Source organism: Micromonospora sp. AP08, assembly GCF_008085935.1.
Classification (GTDB): domain Bacteria; phylum Actinomycetota; class Actinomycetes; order Mycobacteriales; family Micromonosporaceae; genus Micromonospora; species Micromonospora chersina.
The window spans coordinates 84,528-109,008 of the sequence record NZ_VSEZ01000001.1 but is presented as its reverse complement, the minus strand read 5'-3'; the positions used below and the strand labels follow the sequence as shown (position 1 = coordinate 109,008).

Annotated in this window: 23 protein-coding genes; 15 read left to right on the top strand and 8 right to left on the bottom strand. The window is 69.5% G+C overall.

What is annotated here, in order from left to right; genetic code table 11:
• The first annotated feature begins 70 nt into the window (after positions 1-70).
• The 4 genes from FXF50_RS00465 (at position 71) to FXF50_RS00445 (ending at position 6,513) form a co-directional block, all read left to right on the top strand.
• Positions 71-2,647: an AMP-binding protein gene (locus tag FXF50_RS00465; protein ID WP_148425201.1), complete on the top strand. Its 2,577-nt coding sequence runs from the start codon at positions 71-73 to the stop codon at positions 2,645-2,647.
• A gap of 1,382 nt (positions 2,648-4,029) precedes the next feature.
• A complete protein-coding gene (locus tag FXF50_RS00455) occupies positions 4,030-4,248 on the top strand; it encodes a hypothetical protein (RefSeq protein WP_148425200.1) in 219 nt (72 codons plus the stop codon).
• A gap of 612 nt (positions 4,249-4,860) precedes the next feature.
• Positions 4,861-5,682: a DUF4352 domain-containing protein gene (locus FXF50_RS00450; RefSeq protein WP_148425199.1), complete on the top strand. Its 822-nt coding sequence runs from the start codon at positions 4,861-4,863 to the stop codon at positions 5,680-5,682.
• A gap of 168 nt (positions 5,683-5,850) precedes the next feature.
• Positions 5,851-6,513: a hypothetical protein gene (locus FXF50_RS00445; protein ID WP_148425198.1), complete on the top strand. Its 663-nt coding sequence runs from the start codon at positions 5,851-5,853 to the stop codon at positions 6,511-6,513.
• A gap of 216 nt (positions 6,514-6,729) precedes the next feature.
• On the opposite strand, the gene FXF50_RS00440 is transcribed toward FXF50_RS00445, so the two are convergent.
• The 3 genes from FXF50_RS00440 to FXF50_RS00430 form a co-directional block, all read right to left on the bottom strand.
• A complete protein-coding gene (locus tag FXF50_RS00440; RefSeq protein WP_148425197.1) occupies positions 6,730-7,296 on the bottom strand; it encodes a hypothetical protein in 567 nt (188 codons plus the stop codon).
• Positions 7,297-7,658: 362 nt separating this feature from the next.
• Positions 7,659-8,117, bottom strand: coding sequence for an ATP-binding protein (locus tag FXF50_RS00435; RefSeq protein ID WP_148425196.1), 459 nt, complete (start codon positions 8,115-8,117; stop codon positions 7,659-7,661).
• A gap of 337 nt (positions 8,118-8,454) precedes the next feature.
• Complete coding sequence (locus FXF50_RS00430; RefSeq protein WP_148425195.1) at positions 8,455-9,342, bottom strand: NmrA/HSCARG family protein; 888 nt, start codon at positions 9,340-9,342, stop codon at positions 8,455-8,457.
• 82 nt (positions 9,343-9,424) lie between these two features.
• Here FXF50_RS00430 and soxR point away from each other — a divergent pair, with 82 nt between their 5' ends.
• Complete coding sequence (gene soxR, locus FXF50_RS00425; protein WP_148425194.1) at positions 9,425-9,880, top strand: redox-sensitive transcriptional activator SoxR; 456 nt, start codon at positions 9,425-9,427, stop codon at positions 9,878-9,880.
• Positions 9,881-10,307: 427 nt separating this feature from the next.
• A complete protein-coding gene (locus FXF50_RS00420; RefSeq protein WP_148425193.1) occupies positions 10,308-10,790 on the top strand; it encodes a hypothetical protein in 483 nt (160 codons plus the stop codon).
• Here the strand turns inward: FXF50_RS00420 and FXF50_RS00415 are convergent.
• On the bottom strand, positions 10,730-11,341 hold the full coding sequence (locus FXF50_RS00415) for a helix-turn-helix domain-containing protein (protein WP_222865956.1): 612 nt from the start codon (positions 11,339-11,341) through the stop codon (positions 10,730-10,732). The two genes, FXF50_RS00420 and FXF50_RS00415, sit on opposite strands and share 61 nt — an antisense overlap.
• Before the next feature lie 184 nt (positions 11,342-11,525).
• On the opposite strand from FXF50_RS00415, the gene FXF50_RS00410 reads away from it, so the two are divergent.
• Positions 11,526-12,785: a cysteine desulfurase-like protein gene (locus tag FXF50_RS00410; RefSeq protein ID WP_148425192.1), complete on the top strand. Its 1,260-nt coding sequence runs from the start codon at positions 11,526-11,528 to the stop codon at positions 12,783-12,785.
• Between the two features lie 56 nt (positions 12,786-12,841).
• Here the strand turns inward: FXF50_RS00410 and FXF50_RS00405 are convergent, their stop codons facing one another.
• Entirely contained in the window at positions 12,842-13,489 is a 648-nt protein-coding gene (locus tag FXF50_RS00405) for an IS110 family transposase (protein ID WP_148425191.1), read from the bottom strand.
• A gap of 187 nt (positions 13,490-13,676) precedes the next feature.
• A complete protein-coding gene (locus FXF50_RS00400) occupies positions 13,677-14,486 on the bottom strand; it encodes an SDR family NAD(P)-dependent oxidoreductase (protein WP_148425190.1) in 810 nt (269 codons plus the stop codon).
• Positions 14,487-14,617: 131 nt separating this feature from the next.
• Here FXF50_RS00400 and FXF50_RS30185 point away from each other — a divergent pair, with 131 nt between their 5' ends.
• Positions 14,618-14,947, top strand: coding sequence for a helix-turn-helix domain-containing protein (locus FXF50_RS30185; protein WP_148425189.1), 330 nt, complete (start codon positions 14,618-14,620; stop codon positions 14,945-14,947).
• Positions 14,948-15,140: 193 nt separating this feature from the next.
• Here FXF50_RS30185 and FXF50_RS00390 read toward each other — a convergent pair whose 3' ends face one another.
• The gene (locus tag FXF50_RS00390; protein ID WP_148425188.1) at positions 15,141-16,493 is read right to left on the bottom strand and encodes an MFS transporter; all 1,353 of its coding nucleotides are present in this window, start codon (positions 16,491-16,493) and stop codon (positions 15,141-15,143) included.
• Positions 16,494-16,538: 45 nt separating this feature from the next.
• On the opposite strand from FXF50_RS00390, the gene FXF50_RS00385 reads away from it, so the two are divergent.
• Together FXF50_RS00385 and FXF50_RS00380 are read left to right on the top strand one after the other, a co-directional pair.
• A complete protein-coding gene (locus tag FXF50_RS00385) occupies positions 16,539-17,189 on the top strand; it encodes a hypothetical protein (RefSeq protein WP_148425187.1) in 651 nt (216 codons plus the stop codon).
• Positions 17,190-17,419: 230 nt separating this feature from the next.
• Positions 17,420-17,746 carry a hypothetical protein gene (locus FXF50_RS00380; protein WP_148425186.1) on the top strand — a complete coding sequence of 109 codons (327 nt, stop codon included), beginning with the start codon at positions 17,420-17,422 and terminating at the stop codon, positions 17,744-17,746.
• Between the two features lie 169 nt (positions 17,747-17,915).
• On the opposite strand, the gene FXF50_RS00375 is transcribed toward FXF50_RS00380, so the two are convergent.
• Complete coding sequence (locus tag FXF50_RS00375) at positions 17,916-18,599, bottom strand: GntR family transcriptional regulator (protein ID WP_222865955.1); 684 nt, start codon at positions 18,597-18,599, stop codon at positions 17,916-17,918.
• Positions 18,600-18,936: 337 nt separating this feature from the next.
• On the opposite strand from FXF50_RS00375, the gene FXF50_RS00370 reads away from it, so the two are divergent.
• The 5 genes from FXF50_RS00370 to lsrF are packed head-to-tail and all read left to right on the top strand — an operon-like array spanning position 18,937 to position 24,439.
• Positions 18,937-20,037 (top strand): ABC transporter substrate-binding protein, encoded by a 1,101-nt coding sequence (locus FXF50_RS00370; RefSeq protein ID WP_148425184.1) that lies wholly within the window; start codon positions 18,937-18,939, stop codon positions 20,035-20,037.
• A 26-nt stretch (positions 20,038-20,063) separates the two neighbouring features.
• Positions 20,064-21,590, top strand: coding sequence for a sugar ABC transporter ATP-binding protein (locus tag FXF50_RS00365; RefSeq protein WP_148425183.1), 1,527 nt, complete (start codon positions 20,064-20,066; stop codon positions 21,588-21,590).
• Complete coding sequence (locus tag FXF50_RS00360) at positions 21,587-22,546, top strand: ABC transporter permease (protein WP_148425182.1); 960 nt, start codon at positions 21,587-21,589, stop codon at positions 22,544-22,546. The genes FXF50_RS00365 and FXF50_RS00360 overlap by 4 nt, the downstream gene beginning before the upstream one ends.
• On the top strand, positions 22,543-23,562 hold the full coding sequence (locus FXF50_RS00355) for an ABC transporter permease (RefSeq protein ID WP_148425181.1): 1,020 nt from the start codon (positions 22,543-22,545) through the stop codon (positions 23,560-23,562). The genes FXF50_RS00360 and FXF50_RS00355 overlap by 4 nt, the downstream gene beginning before the upstream one ends.
• Positions 23,555-24,439: a 3-hydroxy-5-phosphonooxypentane-2,4-dione thiolase gene (gene lsrF, locus FXF50_RS00350; RefSeq protein ID WP_148425180.1), complete on the top strand. Its 885-nt coding sequence runs from the start codon at positions 23,555-23,557 to the stop codon at positions 24,437-24,439. Before FXF50_RS00355 ends, lsrF begins: the two co-directional genes overlap by 8 nt.
• Positions 24,440-24,481: the final 42 nt, after the last annotated feature.

The window sequence follows — 24,481 nt, the reverse complement described above, 5'->3', positions numbered from 1 at the left end:
CCGACAGCCAGGAGATGACGCAGGCCACCCCCGCTTTTCTCTTAGGTGAGGCTGCCCTAATCTGTCGCCCATGCGCGTCCTCCCCGACACCGGGCCGGCGCCGTTCGTCCGTGCCCTGGCAGAGCACGGCGACCGGCCGGCTGTGATCACCGCCGACGGCCGGTTGAGCTACGCCGAGCTCGCCGCGCGGGTCAGCGAGGTGGCCGCCCGGCTCGGCACGACCCGCCGGCTGGTGTTGCTCGCCGGGGCGAACCGGGTCGACGAACTGGTCGCGTACCTGGCGGCGCTGACCGGCGGGCATCCCCTGCTGCTGGTGCCGGGGGACCACCACGCCGCGGTCAGCGAGATGGCCCGGGCGTACGACCCGGACGTGCTGATCCACCGCGTCGACGGAGAGCTGGTGGTCGACGAGCGGCGCCCGGGCACCGGCCACGAGCTGCACCCCGACCTGGCGCTGCTGCTCAGCACCTCCGGGTCGACCGGCTCCCCGAAGCTGGTCCGGCTGTCGTTTGAGAACCTTCAGGCCAACGCCGAGTCGATCGCCGAGTACCTGGACATCCGCGACACCGACCGGGCCGCCACCACGCTGCCGCTGCACTACTGCTACGGCCTGTCCGTGGTGAACAGCCATCTGCTGCGCGGGGCGGCGCTCATCCTCACCGGGCTCTCGGTCACCGACCGCTGCTTCTGGGAGCTGTTCCGGGCCGAGCGCGGCACCAGCCTGGCCGGCGTGCCGTACACCTTCGACCTGCTGGACCGGGTCGGCTTCGACCGGATGCGCCTGCCCCACCTGCGGTACGTCACCCAGGCCGGGGGCCGGCTCGCCCCGGAGCGGGTGGCCCGGTACGCCGCCCTCGGCCGCCGCCACGGCTGGCGGTTCTTCGTGATGTACGGCCAGACCGAGGCCACCGCCCGGATGGCGTACCTGCCGCCGGAACTGGCCGAGCTGCGGCCCGAGGCGATCGGTGTGCCCATCCCGGGCGGGTCATTCCGGCTGCGGGCGCTGCCGGACCGACCCGAGCCGGACACGGGCGAGCTGGTCTACGCCGGGCCCAACGTGATGCTGGGCTACGCGGAACAGCCGGGCGATCTGGCGCTGGGGCGCACCGTCGAGGAGCTGCCCACCGGGGACGTGGCCCGGCGTGGGCCGGACGGGCTCTACGAGATCGTCGGGCGGACCGCGGAGTTCGTGAAGATCTTCGGCCTGCGGGTCGATCCGCGCCGGGTGGAGGATCGGCTGCGCGTGGCGGGCGTCGAGGCGTACTGCGTCGGGACGGACCGCGAGCTGTTGGTGGCCGCAACGGACGGTCACCGACCCGAGCGGGTACGGCGGCTGGCCGCCGCCGCGGCGGGGCTGCCCGCCCGGGTGGTCCGCGTGCACCTGCTGGCCGAGCTGCCCCGGCTCGCCAACGGCAAGCCGGACCGGGCGGCCGTCCGCGCCCTCACCACCGCTCCCCCGCCGGTCCCCGCCCTCGACGCGCCCGGCGTCGGGACCGAGCGGCTCTGCCGGCTCTACGCCGACCTGCTCGACCAACCCGAGGTCAGCGCTGACCAGAGCTTCGTCGACCTGGGCGGCGATTCCCTGTCGTACGTCGAGATGTCGGTCCGCCTCGAGGAGCTCCTCGGCGACCTGCCCGCGGACTGGCACACCACGCCGATCCGGGAGCTGGCCCGATCCGCGCCGGCCCGCCCGACCGGGCACCGCGTGCTGGAGACCAGCGTGGCCCTGCGGGCGTTGGCGATCGTGGTCATCGTCGGTTCGCACATTCCCGTCTTCACCGTCAAGGGCGGGGCGCACCTGCTGCTCGCCGTAGCGGGGTTCAACTTCGCCCGGTTCCAGCTCACCACCGCGGCCCGGCGGGAGCGGATACGCGGCGCCGTACGTGCGATCGGCCGGATCGTGCTGCCGTCGGTGGCCTTCATCGCACTGGCCGGGGCGGTCACCGGCGACTACACGCTGACCAACCTGCTGCTGCTCAACAGCGTCCTCGGCCCGCACGACGGGGCGACGGAGTGGCAGTTCTGGTTCATCGAGGCGCTGGTCTACATCCTTCTGGCGACGACCGCGCTGATCGCCGTGCCGGCGATGGACCGGATCGAACGGCGGTACCCGTTCGGCCTGCCGCTGGCGCTCGCCGCCCTCGGCCTGGTCACCCGGTACGACCTGCCCGGCCTCGCCACGTTCGGCTACGTGCCGTCGGCCGTGGTGGTGTGCTGGCTCTTCGCGCTCGGCTGGGCCGCGGCCCGCGCCGCCCGGACCGCCCAGCGCGTGGCCGTCACCGCCACGGCGGCACTCACGGTGCCGGGCCTGTTCGGCGAACCGTTCCGCGAGACGTTCATCGTCGCCGGCTTCGCCCTCCTCGTCTGGGTGCCGCGGCTGCCGAGCCGGCCGGCCGTCAATCGCGCGGCCGCCTCGCTGGCCGCCAGCTCACTCTGGATCTACCTCACCCACTGGCAGGTGATGCCGATCGTCGGCCCCTGGTCGCGGGCGGCGGCGCTGGCCGCATCCCTCGCCGTCGGGATCGGGTGCGCGATACTCGCCCGGCAGGCGGCTCGGCGGCTGCCATCATTCGTGGCAGCGGCGAGGTTCGGAGCGCGGGCGGGTCGCGAGCACGCAACAGGCCGCCTCGATCAGTCGGCGCGATAGGAACAAGCGGAGCCCCTACGACGCGCGGGCGAGCTGCGGGCCTCCGCCCATGCAGGTGTGGCTGATCGTCGCGTCGGTCCGGGTTGTCCGAGTGGTCGGCGTAGGACAGCGCCTCGGCGAGCAGCGTCCGTGTGTGGCTGCCCGCCGCGGAGTAATGCACGAGGTGCCGGCAGCGTCGGCCGGTGGATCGCGGAGGTCCAAGCCGAGCAGGCTGCGGCCGAGGCCGCCCTGCGACGCCTCGGCGGACGACGCCACCTCACTCCGGAGGAGATCCACAACTCGTGGGAGCCTTGGGAAGCATCATCAGGATCTTTGAGAAGCATCATCGAGGTGCGGTGTGATGCCGAGCCCGCGGACAAGGGCCGAATTGACCTATCGGTCGATGGCCCGCAACATGTCCGCTCAGGTCGCCTCAAGTGGATCATGTTCTAACTTGCGTCGGGGATCGACACGAACCGCGGGCCGCTACAGCGGCGTCACACCATCGCCGCGCTCCTCGACCAGACTCACGCCGACATGCCAGCCGCAGCCCCCGTCGTACCAGAAGGACCTACCGTCGCCGAGTCCGACGCGAAACTGGCCCGCTATCGAGCGGCACTCGAAGCCCGGCGCCGGTCATGATCGCGCAGCCCATGCCTGCTGTGGCCGCACAGACTGCCGCCGCTCGCGCAGACAGGTGACAACCGGGGCGGTTCCGCATCTGGCGCTGCTCGCCCACCGAATGTCACCGCGTGTCACCGAGTCGTTAGTCGGCGAGTGGCTGGGCGTCGCGCAAGCACTCGGGAATCGACCGACCCCAGGCTGACCGCCATGTGACGTCCGCAGGACAGGCCGGGGTTCACGCGGTCACCTCAGCGGGCGGGACACGCATCGGATGTCAGGCAGCGCGACCTCGGCGTAGCCCGAGGGGTTGCCGGTCGGCAAGGGTGAGCACGCCCAACAGGCCCGTGCTGGCACACCTCGTTCCATCCGCTCCGACGTCCCAATCGCGCACAGCCCGACCGCGCGCACCATTCTCTCCGTCAGTGGCGGCCAGATGGTCCCCCCGTCATCCGCGCTGCCAATTGCCGTAGCTTCGTCTGGGTGCTCGGCTTGGCCGCCTCGCGCCGCCCACGGTCAATCATCTTGCGCCCCTGTGGGCTGTTCAGGAAACCCTTGATTCGCTGGCCGACCGATGTCATGACCTGCCACCTTCCAAACCCTTTGCTCGCCGCGGGTTTTGGCTGTTGTGTCATTGGCTCCTTACCCGAACGCGCCCTGCCTATCTGCCCAGGAGGTGAGCGAGTTGCGCTCGGTGAGTGCTGTCGGGCCCCGCCACGGCAAGGCCGCTGAGAAGGTGCCCGTTTCGAACGAATTGGGGATCAGGGGCGTCGGCCGCCGCCGTGACCAGCAAGCCGACCAGCCGGCTGGGAAAAGAAGATCACGTACTGGAGGTCGTCTGCGGTGACGAGTTGACAGCCAGGACCATGCCGACGGGATCCCGACGGCACTCATGCGGCGGCTGGCCATCGTTGCTGGATCTGATCGGCGGCTTGGCCGCGCCGGCGCAACTGACCCCCATGCCGCAGATCACCGACATGGACGACGTGGGGATTGGCTGACTACGTACCCGGCGGCCGGGATCGAGGGGGTGGTCGTCAAGCGGCTGGACGGCCGGTACGAGCCCGGCCGGCGCGGATGGCAGAAGTTCCGTGGTGCCGTGCGGCGACCGAGGCGATCATCGGCGAGATGACCGGCAGTCACGGCAATCCGAGCACGCTGCTCCTCGGCCGGTTCGATCGAAGGTGTCACCTGCGCTACGCGGGAAGGACCCACCCGTTGGCGATGGTCCAACGCCGGGAATTCCCGCCGCTGCTGTCCCACCCCGGCTGCAGCGCCGGGGCATCGTCGCGCACCCCTAGCCGCAGCCGCTGCCGGCGATGGCGCCACCGGGTGTGGTTCGTGCGTCCGCGGCTGGACCTGTCGGTGTACGACGTGCCGCTGCTGCTCGGCGGTGAGGCCGACCCGTTCTGGGACGCCGTGGCCGGAGCGTAACAAGTTGGTGGCTCAACGGTTGACGGCCGGGTCACCAAGATCGGGTGTTTCTCAAGCTGACCGGGTGTGTGGGTCAGGCCAGCCGGAGGACCGTTGCCTGAGGCAAAATATGCCAGGGTGGAAAGTATTGCGCTCAACTAACGGGGCAGCGCGAATCAAGCCTGGGAGAACACCACTCAATGACCACCCCCTACGACCCTGCCCAGAACCAGCCGCTGGCCGGCCAGCAGCCGATGCCGCCCACCGCTCAGTTCCCGCAGGTGCCCGCCGGCCAGTTTCCGCCGCCGGCGCCCGGGCAGTTCCCTCAGCAGCCCGGCCAGTTCCCGCCGCCGCCCGGCGCGCCGGCCCCCGCCGCCCGCAAGCGGCCCTGGCTGATCCCCACCCTCATCGGCGTCGGCGCGTTCGTGGTGCTGTGCTGCGGCGGCTCGATGGTGATCGGCCTGGTCAGCGGCGACGACAAGAAGACCGGTGTGTCCGCTAGCAGCGACATCCCCGCTGCCAGCCCCAGCACCTCCGCCCCGAGCACGTCGGCCCCCGCGCCGGCCAAGCCGGAGCCGGCGAAGACGACCGCGGCGCCGGCCCCGGCCAAGCCGAAGACCTTTGGCGTCGGTGACAAGGTGCGCGGCGGTGACTTCGAGTTCACCGTCAACGGCGTGAAGTGTGGGATCTCCCAGGTGGGCAGCCAGTTCCTGAACACCAAGGCGCAGGGCACCTTCTGCAAGGTCAACGTGACCGTCAAGAACGTCACGAAGAGCGCGCACACCTTCCACGCCGACGGCACCCTCACCGCCCAGGACGCCACCGGCCGGGAGTACGAGGCCGACGGCGAGGCCGGAATCTACGGCAACACCGACGGGCAGGGTTTCCTCGACGAGATCAACCCGGGCAACTCGGTGAAGGCGAACGTCTACTTCGACGTGCCGAAGGGCACGAAGCTGAAGACGATCACGTTCGACGCCGGCCTGTTCACCTTCGCCGAGGACGCCGTCGTCACCCTCTGACCGGCCGCCGGCAGACAAGCGTGACCTTGCGAAGACAGCCGACAGCCCCGGAGATTCTCCGGGGCTGTCGGCTGATAGCCAGAGCCGGGGGCGCCCCGAGCAGTCGCGTGGCCGAGCACCTTGCCTCCGTGGCGCCCTGAGTGAGGTCTGCAGTTAAGGAATGTTCCCATGATCCGACAGAACTACCGACGAACCGTCGCCATCGCGGTTACGGCCGTCGCCCTGCTTGCAGGCGCGGGCTGCGGCGGCGGGCAGCAGCACCAGGCGGTCGGGGCCACCAGCTCGCCTTCGGCCGCCGCCACCTCGGCCAGCCCCACGCCGTCCCCGACGCCGTCGCCCACCCCTTCCGTCAGCCTGAGCCCGACACCGCCGCCGAAGCCGGTACCGGCGTGGACGCCGTGCGACACCTCGCTGGAGAGCTACGAGGGCGGCTGCAACAACGACTTCCTGACTGGGGACACCTGCGACGCCGCGTACTACTCGAAGCAGCTGGGCGGCACCGTGCTCGACGCGTTCATCGAGAACAAGGACGACGTCAACGAGACGCGCCTGCGGGACTGCCCGCAGTTCCTGGCCGACTGGAAGAAGGCGAAGACCGGCTTCACCGACGGCAGCTACGAGGTCGGCGCGGAGGTCAAGCCCGGCACCTACCAGACGATCGCGCACGTCAACGGCGGCAGGGTGGAGGACTGCTACTGGGAGAGGACCGGCGCCAACGGAAACATCAGGGCCAACAACTTCATCACCGCGGCGAAGAAGGTGACGGTGACGATCCGGTCCTCCGACGAGATGTTCACGTCCCGCAATTGCGGCAACTGGATCCGGGTATGAGTACCGAGCGCGGGCGCATGTGGGCTCGAGCCGGTCGGCTGGGAAGACAGAATACCGACGACGGCAGACGCTTCGAAGAGCACCAACGCGTACAGCTGCACACCGGCCTTCGCACTGGCACAACAACCCGGGGCCGGAGCTGTGGTTCTCGGCCCCGGGTTGAACTTGGCAGGCCACCCAGGCGTGCCGCTGGCGACGCCACCTGCAACTGTCACATCAGCTGACAGCGGCGCGGTAACGGGTGAGCAGGATCAGCGCCGTGGCGGCGGCGCCCACCAGTCCAGCGAGCGTGAGCAGCCAAAGCCCGGCACCGACGCTCACCTGGGTGACGGCGCTGATTGCCTTGCCGATGCCCAGCGGGTCGTCCCCACCGGACATGCTCTCGCGCATCTGCGCCTCGGTCGCCTGCAGATCCACGATCTTCCACACGCCGATTCCGAACAATGCGAGGGCGGCGAGGCCAGCGAGGATCGGCGCGACGACGGGCACGTTCTGGCGCCGCAGACTCAACCCGCCGTAGGCAGCCACTACGACGCCGAGTACAACAACGATCCAGCCGTCCGTTCCGTCCGTACCAGACAACGACATGCTGCCCAAGATCGGCGCGGTGACCTTCGCCCAGGGCATGAACGAGCCAATGACGGCCGCGATGCCCGCAGCCAGCACGATCCATTCGCGGACCGGTCGCATTGCGGCCGGCGCCAGGGACGGTCCACCTTCGACGGGCTGATTAGCGGACGGCGACTGGTCCGCCGGCGGGGGCGTGCTGAAGTCCTGCACCATTCTTTGATTCCTCTGGACGTCGATGCCCTTCTCACCGGTTGAGGCGGGCAGAGAGGTAGCAATCTAGGGCACCGCCGCAGCAGGGCATTGTCCCCAGCAGAAACCATCGCCCGTACGGATGATCAAAGTGTGGACATGGCGGGCGGTGGGCCCGGCCGTACTGCCTCGCTAAGCCGCCGTCCGGGTCCAAGACACCGTCCAGCTTGCTCCACAAACATGTCGTGCGGGATCCGGCGCGAGTTGCTGCAGGGCTGTGCGGAGACGATTCGCCGGCCGGGACGGTCAGCGTCACTAGCTAGTCGCCGGAGTCGGGCGTGCTGAGCATTGGCAGGATCCCGGTCATCGCCAGCACCCGCCGCACCTCATCCGGTCGCGCTCGGCTGTACGCCGGGGAGGCGGGCTGTGACGGTGGCTGTCGTGCCGAGCGGCCCGCTGTCGATGACCAGGCTGTCGGTGAGCTGCTGGGCCAGCCACAGACCCCGGTGGCCCGGGGTTCCGGGGCGCGGCAGCGCGATCGGAACATCCCCTGTTCCGGGACCGTGGTCGATGACCTGGCAGGACAGGGATACGGCATCGCACAGCAGGCGGAGCCCTCCGCTGCCGCCACCGTGGCGCACGACATTGGTGACCAGCTCGTGCACGGCCAAAACGAAGTCCTCCAACGCGTCACCAGCGAGCCCGGCCGCGGCGGCGGCCGCGGCGACGGCGTGCCGCAGCCGCGTCACCGCGACCTCAGTGATCGATTCCGACAGTAGAGTCACCGCGTCCGGGACATGGTCCGGGTCGCGCCCACCGGCCCCGACGTGGCCACGCCAGCTCACCTGCGCACCGTACACGCCGCCACCGGTGATCACCTCTCGGCTGGGCGGCCCCTGGCGGCAGTGCCGCGGACCACGAACGGTGCGATGGTCAGGTCAGCTACCTTGACTCGACTTTCGCATTTCTGTGGAACGTATGTGCGGGCTTATGGCAAGCAAGCTGATCTTGAGGATTGCGGCCGTTTCTATCCGGCGCCGGCTGCTACGGCTGTGTGGCAGGAGACGCCCGATCAGCTGGCAAAGTCCGGGAACTGGCCACGTGTTGCCGAAATGGGGCGGCCGAAAGACTCCGCCGCTCGGTCCTGCAAAGGCCCGAGCGGCGTCGTACTGTCATCGCGGGTTACCGCGCCGTCGTCCGGCTTCGTAGGACGACGTCCCAGTCGACCGTCCTGGCCCAATCGGCATAGCTGTGCCAGGCCACGTCCGGGTACCTGGCGTGCAGCCCGTCCACGTCGAGGAAGTCAGTGTTCTCCTCGAACCGCTGGAACATGTCGGTGATTTCGTCGCCGGCCCATTGGCGGACCTGGTCCAGCGGCAGTTGGTGGTACGGGATCTCGCGGCCGAGTACATCGCTGAGTATCTTGGCCGCCTGCTCGCCGGTTACCCGGTCGGAAACGACGTCGATCCGTTCGCCAACGAACCGATCCGGGTGCTCGATGGCGTGCACGGCGAGCCCGGCGATGTCCCGGACGGTCACTTGGTCCAGCGGCTTGCCGGCGGACAGTGGGTTGGCCAGGACGCCGTCGCCAAGGCGGCTGAACCCGATGTTGAAGACGTTCTCCATGAAGTACACGGGCCCGAGGACGGTCGCACTGACCTCCTTGTTCCGCAGGTACGCCTCGACAAGCTGCTTGCTGTCGGCATGGTCGATATTCGATTTCACCAGCCGGTCGGCGCCGCGTACCGAGGAGTAGACGAGGTGCGCGCCTGCGCGCGCTGCGGCATCGACCAGGCGGCGGCCCTGGGCGACCTCTTCGTCCTTTCCACCGGATCCGAACGGTACGGACAGCCCGAAGATCGCGTCAACGCCCTGTGCGGCCCCGGCAAGGGCCTGCGGGTCGGCCAGGTCGCCGGCGAACAGCCGGATCCCGGAAGTGGACAAAGCCAGCGCGGACGGCGACTCGGGCGACCGCACGTAGGCCCTGACGTCGTGGCCATGATTGAGCAGCAACTCGGCGACGGCGCCGCCTTGCTTCCCGGTGGCGCCGATGACGAGAACGGTGGCCATAAACGGCTCCTTGATCGTGACTTGTGGACGGCGCTGATTCTCTGGCCTCAACCTCTGTTGAGGTCAAGCGCTAGGGTCAACCATGCCAAGACCCCGCACCACGTTCCATGAACTCACCGTCGGGCAGGTCGCCGACCGCAGCGGCGTCGCGATCTCGGCGCTGCACTTTTACGAGCGCCAGGGTCTGATCCGCAGCACCCGAACGGCGAGCAACCAGCGCCGGTACAGCCGCGACATGCTGCGCCGGGTCGCCTTCATCCGGGCATCCCAACACGTTGGCATCTCGCTCGCGATGATCCGAGACGCCCTGGACCAACTACCGAGTGAACGCACTCCCACCCGCGACGACTGGGCTCGCCTGTCCGCAAACTGGCGAACCGAGCTCGACGCACGCATCGCGCACCTGCAAGCACTGCGCGACGACCTCACCGAGTGCATCGGATGCGGCTGCCTGTCGCTACGATCCTGCCATTTGACCAATCCGCGCGATGTGCTGGGTCGCGAAGGTCCAGGTGCACGCCGCCTACCACGCAGGTGATAACGCCAATGCCCGTCCCCAACCGTCGCCGATGAGAACGGACGCTCATCGGCTTCTCAGGGCGATCTGCGGTCGTGCGTTTGATCAATACTGCATACGGTCGGCGTGTCGGGTGATCTCGCCGGCGCAATGAAGCACGTCGGCGGTTGCCTTGAACCCAGTTGAAGAGAGTTACCGCCGATGCTGCAGGTGCACACCCAACCGGGGTCGCTGCGGCGCGTGCTGGAGGCGTTCCGGCCGTGCTTCACCGCCCCAACGATCACCACGTTCGTGACGCTGCTGGTCGGGTTGATCGCCCGGCCGGCGCACCGCACGGCGGTGTGCGGCATGCTGGCCGGCGCAGGCCTGGGCGGCGTGTGGCATCACAGCCGGGCGCCACCGGTTTTCGCCGCCGCCCCGCCGGCACCCCGACAGACTCGGACTCACGGTGTTGCGGTCGATCGTCGGCCACCTGGCGCCGATCGGGGTACCACTGCTGGTGGCCGTCGACGACACCATGTTCCGCCGCTGCGGCCGGAAAGTCTATGCGGCGTACTGGGGCTACGACGGCTCGTCGACGGTGGCCAAAGGCAACCAGAAACTGTCGCGCGGCAACACCTTCGTCGTCGCAGCGGTCATAGTTGCCCTGCCGTTTCCGGACCGGCCGGTCGCGCTGCCGGTCCTGACCCGACTGTGGCGCAAGAGTCTACGGTACCCGGATCGGCACGCCCGCAGACCTGGCCGCCCACCGTGCCCGCCACACCGGTCACCGTCACCCGCTACGGCCGCACCACTCCCATCGCCGTGCACCACCAATGCCTCCGGTGCTGACGCGAACGATCTCGATCCCGGCCTGCTCGGCGATGCCGGTCAGGTGGCGACGTGGGTGACGCGGATGAACCTGACAGGTTCGCTGCCGTCGTTGCGGTAGCCGTAGTCCCGGTCGGTGGCGAGCCGCGCTGATGCCCCCGTGTCGAGAACCGTGTCGTCGTGGCCGTCGGCGATCAGGGTGAGCACGCCGCTGAGGACCAGGAACAGCTCTTCGCTGCCGTGCGGGTCCGGCTCGGCCTGGTAGGAGTCCCCGGGGACGAGAATCCAGTCCCACAAGGCTGCCGAGGGGCGCACTGTGCTCGCGGTGGACAGCACCGCGTGACTTCCGGCAGCCGAGGACCAGATGCCAGTGGCGGTGCCAGGGGCGTTGACGACCAGTGAGCCGGGCCGGGTCTCGCGGGCCAGGGATGCGAAGTCGGTGCCGAGGGCGTGGGCGACCTTGGCGACGGTGACCAGGCTGGGGTTGGCCTCGCCGAGCTCGATGTGGCTGAGCATCCGCACGCTCACCCCGGAGGCGTCGGCCAGTTGCTGCATCGTCATGCCGCCCTCCTGACGGCGCCGGCGTACCTCCTGGCCGACCCGTTCGATGAACGGGTCGCTCCAGCTGGCCTTGGTCTCCATCGGCACCTCCGCACTCAGTTCGGTGGGCATGCGACTCGTCCACCAGGAGCCCGGCATGCAGCATATTGCACGTGACGATGATGTGCATTATATTGCATGCGCCGATGCGCGGAGTGCAGCGGCCCGGAGATTGGTGCCCAGCAGCTGACCACACGTCTTGCTTCAGGCGCTGCCCCCGACCGCCACGATGTGGCTCGACCGCAGGAGACTGACGATGACCTCCATTGAATCGGCCACCAGAGCGTCGACCGAATTCGACATCGCTGCGCTGAGGGCGCAGTTCCCGTCCCTGGCCTCGGGCATCGCGCACTTCGACGGTCCGGGCGGCACACAGACGCCGCGGCCGGTCGCCGACGCGATCGCCGCCACGATCACCAGCCCGCTGTCCAACCGTGGCACGGGCTCGGTGTCGGAGGCCAACGCCGACGCCGCGGTCACCGCGTTCCGGCAGGCCTACGCCGACCTGCTCGGCGTTCCCGCCCGCGGGATCGTCCACGGCCGCAGCGCCACGCAACTGACCTTCGACTTCTCCCGGGTGATCGCCAAGCAGTGGCGCCCGGGTGACGAAGTCGTCGTGACCAAGCTCGACCACGACGCCAACGTCCGGCCCTGGGTGATCGCCGCCGAGAACGCCGGCACGGTCGTGCGGTGGATCGACATCGATCCCACCACCGCCGAGATCGATCCCACCTCCGTCGAGACCGCCATCACCGAACGGACGCGGCTGGTCGCCGTCACCGCCGCGTCGAACCTTCTCGGCACCAAGCCCGCGGTGCGGGCGATCGCCGACGCTGCACACGCCGTCGGCGCGCTGGTCTACGTCGACGGCGTGCACTACACCGCGCACCAGTTCGTCGACGTCCCCGCCCTCGGTGCGGACCTGTACGTCTGCTCCCCGTACAAGTTCCTCGGCCCGCACTGCGGCGTCCTGGCCGCCTCCCCCGACCTACTCGAGACCCTGCATCCGGACAAGCTGGTCCCCTCCACCAACGCCGTCCCCGAACGCTTCGAGCTCGGCACCCTCCCCTACGAGACCCTCGCCGGCGCCACCGCCGCCGTCGACTTCCTCGCAGACATCACCCCCGCGGCCGTCGGAAGCACGAACGGCAATTCCTCACGGCGGGAACGGCTGCAGGCCTCCCTGCATGCCGTTGACGAGCACGAGATGCGCCTCCGTCGCCTACTCGAAGACGGACTCGCGGCACTGGGCGCCGACGTCGTGGTCCACTCCCGTGCTGCCGACCGCACCCCGACGCTGCTGGTCACCCTGCCCGGCCGCAAGACCTGGGACGCGTACCAGTTCCTCCTGGGCCGTAACGTGCTCGCCCCCGCCGGATCCTTCTACGCACACGAGCCGTTCCACCGCCTCGGCTTGGACGACGAGCACGCGCTCCGGCTCGGCCTGGCTCCCTACAGCGACGACACCGACATCGCGCGCGTCCTCGACGGTCTGGCCGCCTTCCTCGCCCAGTGACGGCGGAACCCGGCCCGTCGGGGCTGTCTCGCTAACGGTGTTTCCGGCGATCTTGGTTAGTAGGTCTCAGCGGCCGGGAAGCGGTCGCTGTCCAGCTGACGAATGCGTTGGGCCAGGCTGCGTAGGGTCTGCCGCAGGACCCGCTCAGCGGGGGTGTGGCAAGCGTGGACGTGCAGCAGGGCGCAGGCGGCTGTCTGCCGCGGCGTGGACTGTCGGCGTAGCGGCTCGCGGATCTGGTCGGGTGCGGTCAACAGCAGTGCCTTGAACACGTTGATCGCGGCGGTGCGGGTCGCGTTGGCGTGTTCGCGAGCCACGAGCAGGATGCGTAACGCTTCCCGGTCGCCGTCGCTGCGCGGCTGGGCGTGATGCTCCGCAGCTAGGGCGGTGCGGGCGGCCGAGACGGGCATCGGACGGATCAGACTTGCCGCCTGGCCGACGCCCCACGCGTTGCGGCCGACCGGCTTCGACGACCTGCTGTCCTGCAGCCAGCAGCGCCCGCAGCAGGCGGCCCCGTGCGAGCGGCAGCCTTCCACCGCCCAGGTCAACCGGGGGCCCGGCGCCTGCTGGGCGCACCAGGCGATCAGCTTGCTATAACCGTCCGGGTTCGCCTCGACGGTGACGGTCGCGATCTCCCGGCCAGCGCCGTCGAGCAGGCAGGCGGTGTGCGTGTCGGTGTGAGTGTCCACGCCGATGACGGCGTCCACCGATTCTGTTAGGAGTGAGCCTTGACCACCGGCACCGATCCTGGCAGCAGCCCACCCAGGACCACCACCGCGAGCCTCACAGATGCTTACGTCGTGGCTTCAATTGGTGCGTGACACTCCGCCGAGTAGTGCCCGGACCCTGACCTGGCGTTCGCGTCACCGACCTGGCCTTCGCGTCACCGGCGCGTCACCGGACCCGGGACGGATCGGTCGGGGTATTCAGCCACGCGTCGAAGTCGCGGGCCACGATGCGTTCGTCGGTGACACCGTCGGCGGCCGGCGAGCACAGCCAGCGGATCGGCGCGGCCATGACAGCGGGATCAAGCAGCTGCTCGCGAACCGCCTGGGGCATCCCGTCAGGGATCATGCCGGTACGGGTGGCCCCGCCGGGCAGGAGCACGTTGACCCATACCGAGTGCTCACGCAGATCGGCGGCCATGATGCGGGACAGCGCCTCGGACCCCGCTCGTGACGGGCCGTAGGGCACGAAACCTCTACGGATCATGGTCTCCTCGTTGAGCGAGATGTTCACGATGCGTCCGCCGCCGGCGGCGAAGAAGGTCGGTACGACCGCGCGGGCGACCAGGAAGTAGCCGGTGAGGTTCGTGTCGATCACGTCCCGGAAACCGTCGGGTGTGACCTCCCAGAAGCCCCGAGGTTCGGTGAAGAATTCCGGGTTCACGGTCCGCATGCCGATCCCCGCGTTGTTGACCAGTACATCGAGTCCGCCCAGGCGGTCGACCGTCCGACGGACACCGTCGGCCACCGAGCGCTCATCCCGGACGTCCATGGCGACGCCACCGACCCGCCCGCGATCGGCGTCGATCTGCTCGGCGACCTGGGCGGTGCGGCCCTCATCGCGGCCGGTGATGACCACCCGCGCGCCGCTGTCGGCCAGCGCCTCGGCCATCGAGCGGCCAAGGCCGCCGGTCGCCCCCGTGACCAGGACCCGTACGCCGGAAAGGGACTCGTCGATTCTCACGTCACGTACGGTCATGAATCAATCATCCCTAATTCATCTGGACAGAAACGGTGGTGACGGCCGCGCCGCCGTCACCACACCTACCCGGACTACCCCGCGACCGGGTCTTTTATCAACTCCCGCCGAATGTGTGAGCAAATGCTGCCATGGCGTCCGGATCAATCGGCGAACGCATTGCGGCCTATCGGCGTCGACGAGGACTGAGCCAAGCGGCGCTCGCTGGCTTGATCGGACGGTCGGAGTCGTGGCTCTCCCAGGTGGAGCGCAGCGCACGATCGGTCGGCCGTCTGTCGGTCCTGCTGGACATGGCGAAGGAAGCGGTGCGCCAGTACTTCTCGCGCTACGACCACTTGTTAGGGATGGAACCGGGCGCTCACTTCGACCTGAAGGCGTGCGAGGTCCGGTTGCCGATGCGCACCGCATGTACCAGGCAGCCCGGTACGAGGAGGTCACTTCGGACCTTCCCGGCCTGTTGACGGCTGCTGACGCACTCCATCGTGGCACTCAGGGCTCTCTCGTCGCGACCTACTGCTTGCGTATGTCTCTGCCTACGTCGTCGCCGCGAAGCTCTTGACGAAGATGGGGGCGGGGGACTTCGCGTTGCTGGCGTCCGACCGCGGCGCCGCGAAGTCCGATCACAGGTGAACCGTCACTTTGCGGGTGTTGTGCCTAGCGGCTACCCGCTGACTCCGGCAGCGACACGTCGGCCTGGCGGAGCGACGGTGTACCAGTCCCTTCCTCGGCATCGCTGCTGGAGGCTCGGGCGTCGGCCAGCACTTCTGCGGGGACGTGCCGCTCGAGGAATCGTCGAGCCAGGCGAGTCGACGGATGGATGGCGATCGTGGCCACCAGGATGATGCCGGCGATCACCAGCCAGCCGGCAGCGCCCCAGTTCAACGCGAGGAACGTGTACACCGCCGGCGCCCAAACCTTGCCCAGTGTGCCGCTCAGCTCGGCCGCGCCCTGGTAGGCGCCGCGCTGGCGCGGGTCCATCAGCTCGGCTTCGAAGGACCAGCTCGCCGCCGAGAGGTAGAGCTCAGCGCCCGTCACAGTGACGTGGCCCAGCCAGACCAGAAAGATCGTCACCCAGCCGACGGTGTCGTGCGTCGCGAGCGTGATGAGGCAGGAGAGGACGAAGAAGGTTGAGGACAGCCGAATCGCCTTGAGCGCGGTCGGCAAGTCCCTGACGCCGCGGGAGGTGACCATCGGCAGGAAAATGCACATCACCGTGTTCGTGGCGAACAGGAAAGCCAGCACCACCCGCGGAGCGTCGGTCTGCTCGACCAGCCAGAGCGGAATGACGACGTTCAGCAACACCTGGTTCGTCCAGAACACCCCACCGAAGAACGTGGTGAGCAGCCAACCGGGGTTACGCAGCGGACCCGGCCCGGGTATGCGCACCTTGCGGTCCTCTCGGCTGCGTTCATCGTGCGAAGCCCGCGGCAGCCGCGTGACCGCGGCCGAGTTGACCAGGAAGACCGCGGCGGTGAACCAGGGCAGTGCGTGCAGCACGTCGTTGGAGTGGAATGCGAGCGCGATTCCGCCCATGACGGAGCCGAGGGTGAAGCCGAGGTTGAGCGCGGAGTACATGTAAGCGCGTGACTTCACCCGCTCGTCTGGTGGCAGCACATCGATCGTGTATGCCCCGAACGCGGCGCCGCCGAGCGCACCGATCACCTCCATGCAGACGGCCATGGTGACGTAGCCCTCGAAATCAGTGATGAACGGCCAGACGGCGAACATCGCCGCCTGCCCGGCGGCGCTGACCGCCCACATCTTCTTCGGCCCGTAGCGGTCGACCAGCTTGCCCATCGGTACGGCGGCAAGGAAGGCGGCGATGCCGGCGAACGTCAGGCCGAGACCGACCTCAGCAGCGGACAGCCCGACGATCTTGGTGAAGAACACCGCGGATCCGGTCATGAACGTGCCTTGGCCGAGCGCGAAGAGCAGCGACTGCACGGACAGGCGGCCAGCCAGCGGCGACGGTGGGCGGGCACGGCTAAGGAGGGCTGAGAGCGTCACCTCGGGATTCTCTAGGGGCGGTACGACAGTTGTCCCGCCATTTACATGCCACCGGCCGACGATCCGCGCCTCGAGCAGCTGGCCATCGCGCTGAGCACCGTCGGCTACCTTGGTGGCCAGCGGTGCCCCCTATGCCAGGACGAAATACTTATGCCGAGCCCGTACGCGTCATACGAGCTGACCTTGCGCCCGGACCATCGCATCGTCATCTTGCGAGACATCGACTGTGACGCCGCCGTTGGGGACACGTCGGCAATCGAGCACGCCGCGCGCCACGTTGCAGCAGGTAACGGTTATGCCCTGCACCTGCACACAGTGCAGAATCTGCTCGCTACACAGGTGCGGGTGGAGACGTGGACCGGGCCACCCGCTGATGAAGGCGTCGATACTGGCTGGACCAGTGCAGCGGCCGTAGATCTCGATTGCCCGACGGGCCTGCTGGTGCTCGGCGACGGGATGAGCGCCTCCATCGATGGCATCGATCCACCTGAGGGCCCAGGTCGGTACCGCATCGCTGTCTACCACCAAGGACGCGAGCGAGCCGAGTTGGCATACCGCGAAGTCGTGCACGCCATGGGTCCGCGAGCAGGCCGGGCGGACAGCGAGCTGCAGGCCCGGTACGGAGCCGTCGAGAAGTACCTCCTTCGCATGTGGTGGCAGCAGGCTCTCCCGGACACTGACGACGATGACAGCTGACGACCTCATCCCACGCACGTCGCACGCTCGGTCGCATCGGCGTTGGCTGATCACCGCGGGCGCCGCCTTGGCCGTCCTGGTAAGCGGCTTTCTTCCTTGGTTTCAGTCAGGATGGGTCGCTTCCACGAACAGGGCTGAGCAGCTACGAGACCAACAGCGCATCGGCTTGGGCCGCATCCACCGCCTGGAGCACCGCCCTAGTGCTCAACGCGACATCAGCCGCAGCCTCGATGCTGCTCACCCGCATCGATCGTCACCTGCCGCCGGCGCTGACCTCCCTACGATGGGCATCCCCGGCACTCTCCCTCCTTGGCGTCGTGCTCGTGCTCTGGGCATGGATCGAGATCCCCCGCGCCGATACGATCGGCGCCGGCGGCTGGAGCACCATTTCAGGCGGCCACATTGGTGACATCGTCCGCGACCGGTTACAGGTCCTGCATCTCGACGGCTTGCGTTACGACGTCGGTTGGGGTCGATACGCTGGGATTTTCGCCATGTCCTCGCTGTCGGCCCTGCTCCTTCTGCAGGCTTCTCACACTCACCGACATGCGACCTAAATTTGCCCGGGGTTGACCCCTTTGGTCTTTCTGAAGAGGTCACCAAGCAGGCATTCCCGGCGCCGGGGAGCTGGCTGGCGTGTCGAGCACGACTACCCACCTCGTCGGGCTGCACCCGACCTGCACTCACCTGCAGGGCCAGAGCAGCCCCGAACGGCGTACCGTCAGCTCAGCGGATTCCCACGAAGAAGCGAGTCTGGTCGCTGCGGTGCAACGCGTGGTAGGCCTCAAAACGGGTGCCGTCCGGCAGCCAGGCGACGGACTCAATGCCGAGCAGCGGCGTTGAGGTCGTGATCTCGAGCAGGGCGGCGTCCTCGGGATCGGGGAAGACGGCTTCGATCCAACGGTCGGCCCCGACCGGTTCCAATCCGTACCGGCGGCGCAGTACGTCGTACAGCGACTGGTTCTCGAGCACCGCGCGTTCCAGGCCGGGCACCAGCCGGGCCGGCAGGGCCGTGTCGACGAGCAGCCAGGGCTGACCGTCGACGCGTCGGAGTCGGCGCATCCGTACGACCGGCTCGCCCAGCGGGATCTGCAGGAGTTCGGCCTCGCGCTGGTCCGCCGGGCCCAGGGCCTGACCGATCGTGTGCGTGGTGACCCGGCGCCCCGACTCGCGCAGGTCGTCGGCGGAGCCGGACACGGAGCCGACGAAGCGCAGCTCGGTCTTGCGGGGCGCGACGAAGGCGCCCCGTCCTTTGACCTTGTAGATCATCCGTTGCTGGACGAGCTCGCGCAGCGCCTCTCGCACGACGGTGCGGGAGACGCCGTAGAGGTCGGTCAGCTCCGCCTCGGACGGCAACGGCTGGTCCGGGGCGATGTCGCCGGCCTCGATCTGGCCGCGCAGCTCCCGCATCAGCTGCATCCACAGCGGCTCGCTCCCGTCCCGGGTGAGCCGCCGGTAGGTCATCGTCATGGACTTCCTTCCCCGTCGATCGAGTACAGCATGCCACGGCAGAACGATGCCTGTCATGACAGGCATTGCGCCCGGATGACCCCCGGTGCGCTGAAAGGACACGGAGACGTAACCGCCGTCACTGTGACTTGGAACACGTTTGTTATCCAGCCCTAGCGGACCTGTCACTACAGGTCTGTAATGACTGCACCTCACCGCAGCCCCCCGGCGCGGTCGGCTGACTGAGCACGTCCACTCCCGCTCCGGCGGGTTTTCGCTCTCCCTGGAGGCCCCCACCATGCGTACCCACCCCTCATCCCGACGACGGCGCAGCGCGGTCGTGGCCGCGCTGGTCGCGGCCGTCGCGGTCACCGCGACTGGCTGCGGCTCCGGCGCGGGCGGCGGCAAGGCCAAGAGCGGCGACAAGCCGTTCATCGCGCTGAGCAACGGCTTCATCGGCAACGGCTGGCGGCAGACGATGATCGCCAAGTTCGAGGCCGCCGCCACCAAGGCACAGAACGACGGGCTGATCAGCAAGTTCAAGGTCGTCAACGCCCCGGGCGAGAACTCGGCCACCGAGCAGGTCGCCCAGATCAAGAGCCTGCTGCTGCAGAAGCCGGACGCCCTGCTGATCGACCCGGCCTCGCCGACCGCGCTGAAGCCGGTCATCCAGCAGGCCTGCGACGCCGGCATCAAGGTCGTCGTCTTCGACTCGGCGATCGACGCCCCCTGCGCCCACGTGCTGCTCAACAGCTTCAAGGACTGGGCGACGGCCGCGGCCGAGCCGCTGGTCAAGGGCATCGGCGGCAAGGGCACCGTGATCGTCAGCCGGGGCGTGGTCGGCTCTCAGCCCGAGGCGGAGATGTATCAGACCACGCAGGACATCCTGGCCAAGAACCCGGACGTCAAGGTCGCCGCGACCGTCAACGGGATGTGCGACGGCGCCAAGGCGCAGAAGGCAGTGCTCGGCGTGCTGTCGAGCGTGCCGAAGGTCGACGGGGTCATCGGCTGCGGTGATGGTTACGGCGTCGCCCAGGCCTTCAGCACGGCCAACAAGCCGGTGCCGGCGGTCACCTTCGAGACCAACGGCCGCGCGCTGAAGTACTGGCAGGACAGCAAGCTCGACAACGGCTCGGTCGCGGTCATGTCCGACCCCGGCCAGTCGGTCGCCGCGCTGTGGGAGGCGATCGACCTGCTCGACGGCAAGGACGTTCCGAAGGAGATGACCTTCCCGATCGTGCTGGTGGAGCAGAAGGACGTCGCCGCGTGGGCCGGCGTCCTGAAGCCCGACGAGTACGCCGCCTGGCCGTGGACCCAGGAGCTCTTCCGCAAGCAGGTCGAGGCCGTCAAGAGCGGCGGCGCCCCGGTGCAGCCGCCGATCCCGACGGCCGCCGGCTGACCGGACAGCAACTCAAGGAGCGCATCATGCACGTCGACAACCTGCCGGTGGGGTCGCACGCGGCCCCGCCGCAGGGCGACCGGAAGTCGTCCCCGGCGCCACCGGTCGTCACCGCGCGGCAGGTGACCAGGACGTACGGGCGCACTCGAGCCCTCACCGGCGTGGACCTCGACGTCCGCGCCGGTGAGGTGCTCGGCCTCGTCGGTCACAACGGCGCCGGCAAGAGCACGCTGATGCGCGTCCTCGCCGGCCTCGAACCGTGCGACGAGGGCACGGTCACCGTGGGCGGGCACAAGGACGTCACACCGGGCGCCGACCCGTTCCGCGCCGTCCGGATGGCCTACCAGGAAACGTCGCTCTGCCCGGACCTCACCGTCGCCGAGAACATCTGGGTCTCGTCCCGGCACTGCCTACCGCGCGTGCGCTGGCGACGGGCGGCCAGCACGGCAGTCGTCCGCCGGCTGGACGAGATGTTCCCGGGCCACGGGGTGTCCCCGCGGGACCGGGTCGAGGACCTGTCGCTGGCCCAGCGGCAGATGGTGGAGATCGCGCGGGCGAGCCTGGTCGACCGGCTCGACCTGCTGATCCTGGACGAGCCGACCGAGTCGCTCGGCCCGGACGCCGCGCGCTCGCTCTACACGTACGTCCGCCGGGTCGCCGCCCAGGGAACCGCCGTCCTGCTCATCTCGCACCGGATCCGTGAAGTGCTCTCGGTGGCCGACCGGGTCGCGGTGATGCGTGACGGCGCGGTCGTCGCGGAGCGGCCCGCGGCCGGCCTCAGTGAGCGTGACGTGCTCGTCCTGATGGGCGCGGAGGTGGTCGAACCCACCGCCGCTCCCGCGTCCGCCCGCGCGGCCGGCGAGCGGCCGGTCGTCGCCGAGCTGCGCGACGCCACCGGCCGGGGCCTGCACGACGTGTCGATCACGGTCGGCCGGGGCGAGGTCGTCGGGCTGGCCGGGCTGGCCGGCCAGGGCCAGCAGCAGGTGCTCGAACGGCTGTGGCGCCCGGTCCGGCGGGACACCACGGTCCAGGGCACCCGCGCCTACGTGCCCGGTGACCGGCAGCGCGCCGGCGTGCTGCCGCTGTGGTCCGTGGCGGAGAACCTCATCGTCACGGCCATGCGCGGCCTGGCCCGGTTCGGCGTACGCCGCTGCGACGCGGAGGAGGCCGCGGTCCGCGAGTGGGTGGACCGGCTGGCCATCCGCGGTGGTGCCGACGCGGGCATGACCGAGCTCAGCGGCGGCAACCAGCAGAAGGTCATCGTGGCCCGGGCGTTCGCCTCCACGGCCGACCTGGTCCTGCTCGACGACCCGTTCCGCGGGGTCGACGTGCACACCAAGACCGACCTCTACACGCTCATCCGGCAGGAGGCGGCGAGCGGCCGCAGCGTGGTCTGGTACTCGAGCGAGAACGCCGAGATGGCGCACTGCGACCGGGTCTACGTGCTGCGGGCCGGCCGGGTCGTTGCCGAACTGACCGGCGCGGAGATCTCCGAGGAACGGATCATCGCCGTCTCCTTCACCGAATCCGAGTCGACGGGAGCACAGCGATGACGAACCTCGTCGCGACGGCCATGCCGTCGCGGGCCCTGCTGCGCCGCACCGGGCCCGCCATGGTCAGCGCGGTCGCCATGGTGGCCATGATCGCGGTCTGCGCGTCGCTGCAGTCCGACGTGCTGACCGTGCCCGGTCTCGCGCTGATCCTCTCGGCCACCGTGCCGCTGGTCATCGCGGCCCAGGCCCAGATGGTGCTCATGGCCGTGGGCGACATCGACCTCGGCATCGGCAACTTCGTTGGCCTGGTCACCGTCATCACCGCCACGAAGCTGGTCTCCTCCCCCGGCACCGGCGCGCTGCTGCTGCTCGGTCTCGTGGCGGCGTACGCGGTGCTCGGCGCGCTGATCCACCTGCGCCGGGTGCCTTCGCTGATCGCCACCCTCGGCGCCTCCTTCGTCTGGCTGGGTCTGGGACTGTTCGTCCTGCCCACCCCGGGCGGCAGCACACCCGAATGGCTGGCCGCCTTCGGCTCCTGGCAGCCGGGCGGCTTCCCGGCCCCGCTGCTGCCGATCCTCGTCGTCGCGGCGCTGGTCTGGCTGCTGTCGGCCCGCAGCTCCGTCGGGGTGCGGGTCCGCGCGTTGGGCAGCAACGCGGTCGCGCTGCAACGGGCCGGCCTGCGACCGCTGGCCGCCCGGGTGATCGCGTACGCCGTGGCCGGTGCGCTCGGCGTGCTCTCCGGCCTCGTGCTCGCCTCGCAGACGGGTGGTGGCGACGTCTCGTCCGCCACCAGCTACACGCTGATCACGGTCGCCGCGGTGATCCTCGGCGGTGGGTCCTTCGCCGGCGGCACCGCCGTCCCGTGGGGCGTCGCCATCGGCGGCATCACCCTCGGCCTGGTCAGTGTCGTCCTCAGCCTGCTCGACGTGCCGTCGAACATGCAGTCGGCCGTGCAGGGCGTGATCGTGCTGGCCGTGCTCGCCGGTCGCGTCGTGGTCGGAAAGGTGTTCCGATGACCCTCCGTACGCTCGCCCGCCCCTGGATCTGGGGCTTCGTCGCCGCCGCGCTGGTCTGGGTCACCATCCTGGCCATCTCCAGCCAGGGCGGCGGGCAGACCGTCTCGCTCGCGCTGTCCCTGGCCCCGTACCTGGTCATCGTCGGTCTGGGCCAGATGCTGGTGATCACCGCCGGGGCGGGCAACATCGACGTGTCGGTGGCGCCGGTCATCTCCCTGGCCGGGTTCGTCGCGGTGCAGGTGACCGCGACGACCGGATCGGTGCCGGTCGGCATCCTGGCCGGCATCGGGACCGGGCTGGCCGTGGCCCTGGTCAGCGTGGTGGCGATCCTCGGGCTGTCCGTCCCGCCGATCATCGCCACCCTGGCCGCCGGGCTGATCGCCTCGTCGCTGACCCTGTCGCTGGCCGACGGCTTCACCGCGGTGCCCGACGACGGGCTGCGTGGGCTGCTCAACCTGCGGCCGGCCGGCGTACCCGTGCTCGCCGTCGCGGTGGCCGCGCTCACCGCGCTGGTCGTGGCCCTGCTCCGCCGCACCACCTACGGTCGCTCGCTGCTCGCGGTCGGGCAGAGCCGGCCGGCCGCCGAACGGGCGGGCATCCCGGTCAGCCGGATCCTCGCCGTCACCTACCTGGCCAGTGGCGCCCTGGCCGGGCTGGCGGGCGCGCTGCTCGCCGCCTACATCGCGCCGTCGCCCGACCTGGGCACGCGCTACCTGCTCGACTCGGTCGCCGTCGTCGTCATCGGCGGCACGCTCATCTCGGGCGGTCGGGCCGTGCCGGTCGGCATCTGGGGCAGTGCGCTCTTCTTCATCCTGCTCGACGGCCTCGTGAACCTCGTGGGCTGGAGCACCGCCGCGCAGAACCTGCTCAAGGGCGGCCTGGTGCTGTTCGTCCTCTTCCTCGCCGGCGGCGGAACGCTGCGCAACGCCGGCGCGACCATTCGACCCCGTCGACGGCTGCGACCCGCGGCCGCGACCACCGCTGGAACTGACACAGGAGAGAACACCAATGGCTGACACCGACGGTCTGCTCGACGCCCGCGATTTCGGCGGGGCCGCCGCCACCACCGCGGGCTTCCACGTCAAGGGAGCCCACGCCCAGGACTGGGGCCTGCAGAATCGGCTGTCCCGGATCTTCCGACCCGACAACGGCCGTACGGTGATGCTGGCCTTCGACCACGGCTACTTCCTCGGGCCGATGGCCGGCCTGGAGCGGATCGACACCAACATCGCCCCGCTCGTGCCGGACGCCGACGCGATCATGATGACCCGCGGCGCGCTGCGCACCAGCATCCCGCCGCACAGCAGCGCGGGGATCGTGCTGCGGGCCAGCGGCGGGCCGAGCGTGCTGAAGGACCTCTCGGACGAGCACATCGCCCTGGACATCGAGGACGCGGTCCGGCTCAACGCCGCGGCGCTGGCGATCCAGGTGTTCATCGGCGGCGAGCACGAGTCCCGGTCGGTGGCGAACCTCGCCACGCTGGTGGACGCCGGGCAGCGGCACGGCATCGCCGTGCTGGGGGTGACCGCCGTGGGCAAGGACATGGTCCGCGACGCGCGCTACTTCCGCCTGGCCACGCGGATCAGCGCGGAGATGGGCGCCCACATCGTCAAGACGTACTACGTCAACGAGGGCTTCGAGACGGTGACCGCCAGCTGCCCGGTGCCGATCATCGTGGCCGGCGGTAAGAAGCTGCCCGAGCTCGACGCGCTGACCATGGCGTACCGGGCGATGCAGGAGGGCGCCGCGGGCGTCGACATGGGCCGGAACATCTTCCAGAGCGAGTACCCGGCCGCGATGCTGGCCGCGGTCCGCGCCGTGGTGCACGACGACGCCAAGCCCGAGGACGCCTACGAGCTGTTCCGGGAGCGGTCGGCCGGTTCCGCGTCCTGATCATCGCCAGGGGTGCGGGCCGGCCACCCGGCCCGCACCCCG

Bases quoted from the DNA above. Each gene is read 5' to 3' on its own strand.
- FXF50_RS00465 (WP_148425201.1), top strand. From the start codon at position 71: ATGCGCGTCCTCCCCGACACCGGGCCGGCGCCGTTCGTCCGTGCCCTG.
- FXF50_RS00450 (WP_148425199.1), top strand. From the start codon at position 4,861: ATGACCACCCCCTACGACCCTGCCCAGAACCAGCCGCTGGCCGGCCAG.
- FXF50_RS00445 (WP_148425198.1), top strand. From the start codon at position 5,851: ATGATCCGACAGAACTACCGACGAACCGTCGCCATCGCGGTTACGGCC.
- FXF50_RS00440 (WP_148425197.1), bottom strand. From the start codon at position 7,296: ATGGTGCAGGACTTCAGCACGCCCCCGCCGGCGGACCAGTCGCCGTCC.
- FXF50_RS00430 (WP_148425195.1), bottom strand. From the start codon at position 9,342: ATGGCCACCGTTCTCGTCATCGGCGCCACCGGGAAGCAAGGCGGCGCC.
- soxR (WP_148425194.1), top strand. From the start codon at position 9,425: ATGCCAAGACCCCGCACCACGTTCCATGAACTCACCGTCGGGCAGGTC.
- FXF50_RS00415 (WP_222865956.1), bottom strand. From the start codon at position 11,341: ATGCCCACCGAACTGAGTGCGGAGGTGCCGATGGAGACCAAGGCCAGC.
- FXF50_RS00410 (WP_148425192.1), top strand. From the start codon at position 11,526: ATGACCTCCATTGAATCGGCCACCAGAGCGTCGACCGAATTCGACATC.
- FXF50_RS00400 (WP_148425190.1), bottom strand. From the start codon at position 14,486: ATGACCGTACGTGACGTGAGAATCGACGAGTCCCTTTCCGGCGTACGG.
- FXF50_RS30185 (WP_148425189.1), top strand. From the start codon at position 14,618: ATGGCGTCCGGATCAATCGGCGAACGCATTGCGGCCTATCGGCGTCGA.
- FXF50_RS00385 (WP_148425187.1), top strand. From the start codon at position 16,539: ATGCCACCGGCCGACGATCCGCGCCTCGAGCAGCTGGCCATCGCGCTG.
- FXF50_RS00380 (WP_148425186.1), top strand. From the start codon at position 17,420: ATGCTGCTCACCCGCATCGATCGTCACCTGCCGCCGGCGCTGACCTCC.
- FXF50_RS00375 (WP_222865955.1), bottom strand. From the start codon at position 18,599: ATGCGGGAGCTGCGCGGCCAGATCGAGGCCGGCGACATCGCCCCGGAC.
- FXF50_RS00370 (WP_148425184.1), top strand. From the start codon at position 18,937: ATGCGTACCCACCCCTCATCCCGACGACGGCGCAGCGCGGTCGTGGCC.
- FXF50_RS00365 (WP_148425183.1), top strand. From the start codon at position 20,064: ATGCACGTCGACAACCTGCCGGTGGGGTCGCACGCGGCCCCGCCGCAG.
- FXF50_RS00360 (WP_148425182.1), top strand. From the start codon at position 21,587: ATGACGAACCTCGTCGCGACGGCCATGCCGTCGCGGGCCCTGCTGCGC.
- FXF50_RS00355 (WP_148425181.1), top strand. From the start codon at position 22,543: ATGACCCTCCGTACGCTCGCCCGCCCCTGGATCTGGGGCTTCGTCGCC.
- lsrF (WP_148425180.1), top strand. From the start codon at position 23,555: ATGGCTGACACCGACGGTCTGCTCGACGCCCGCGATTTCGGCGGGGCC.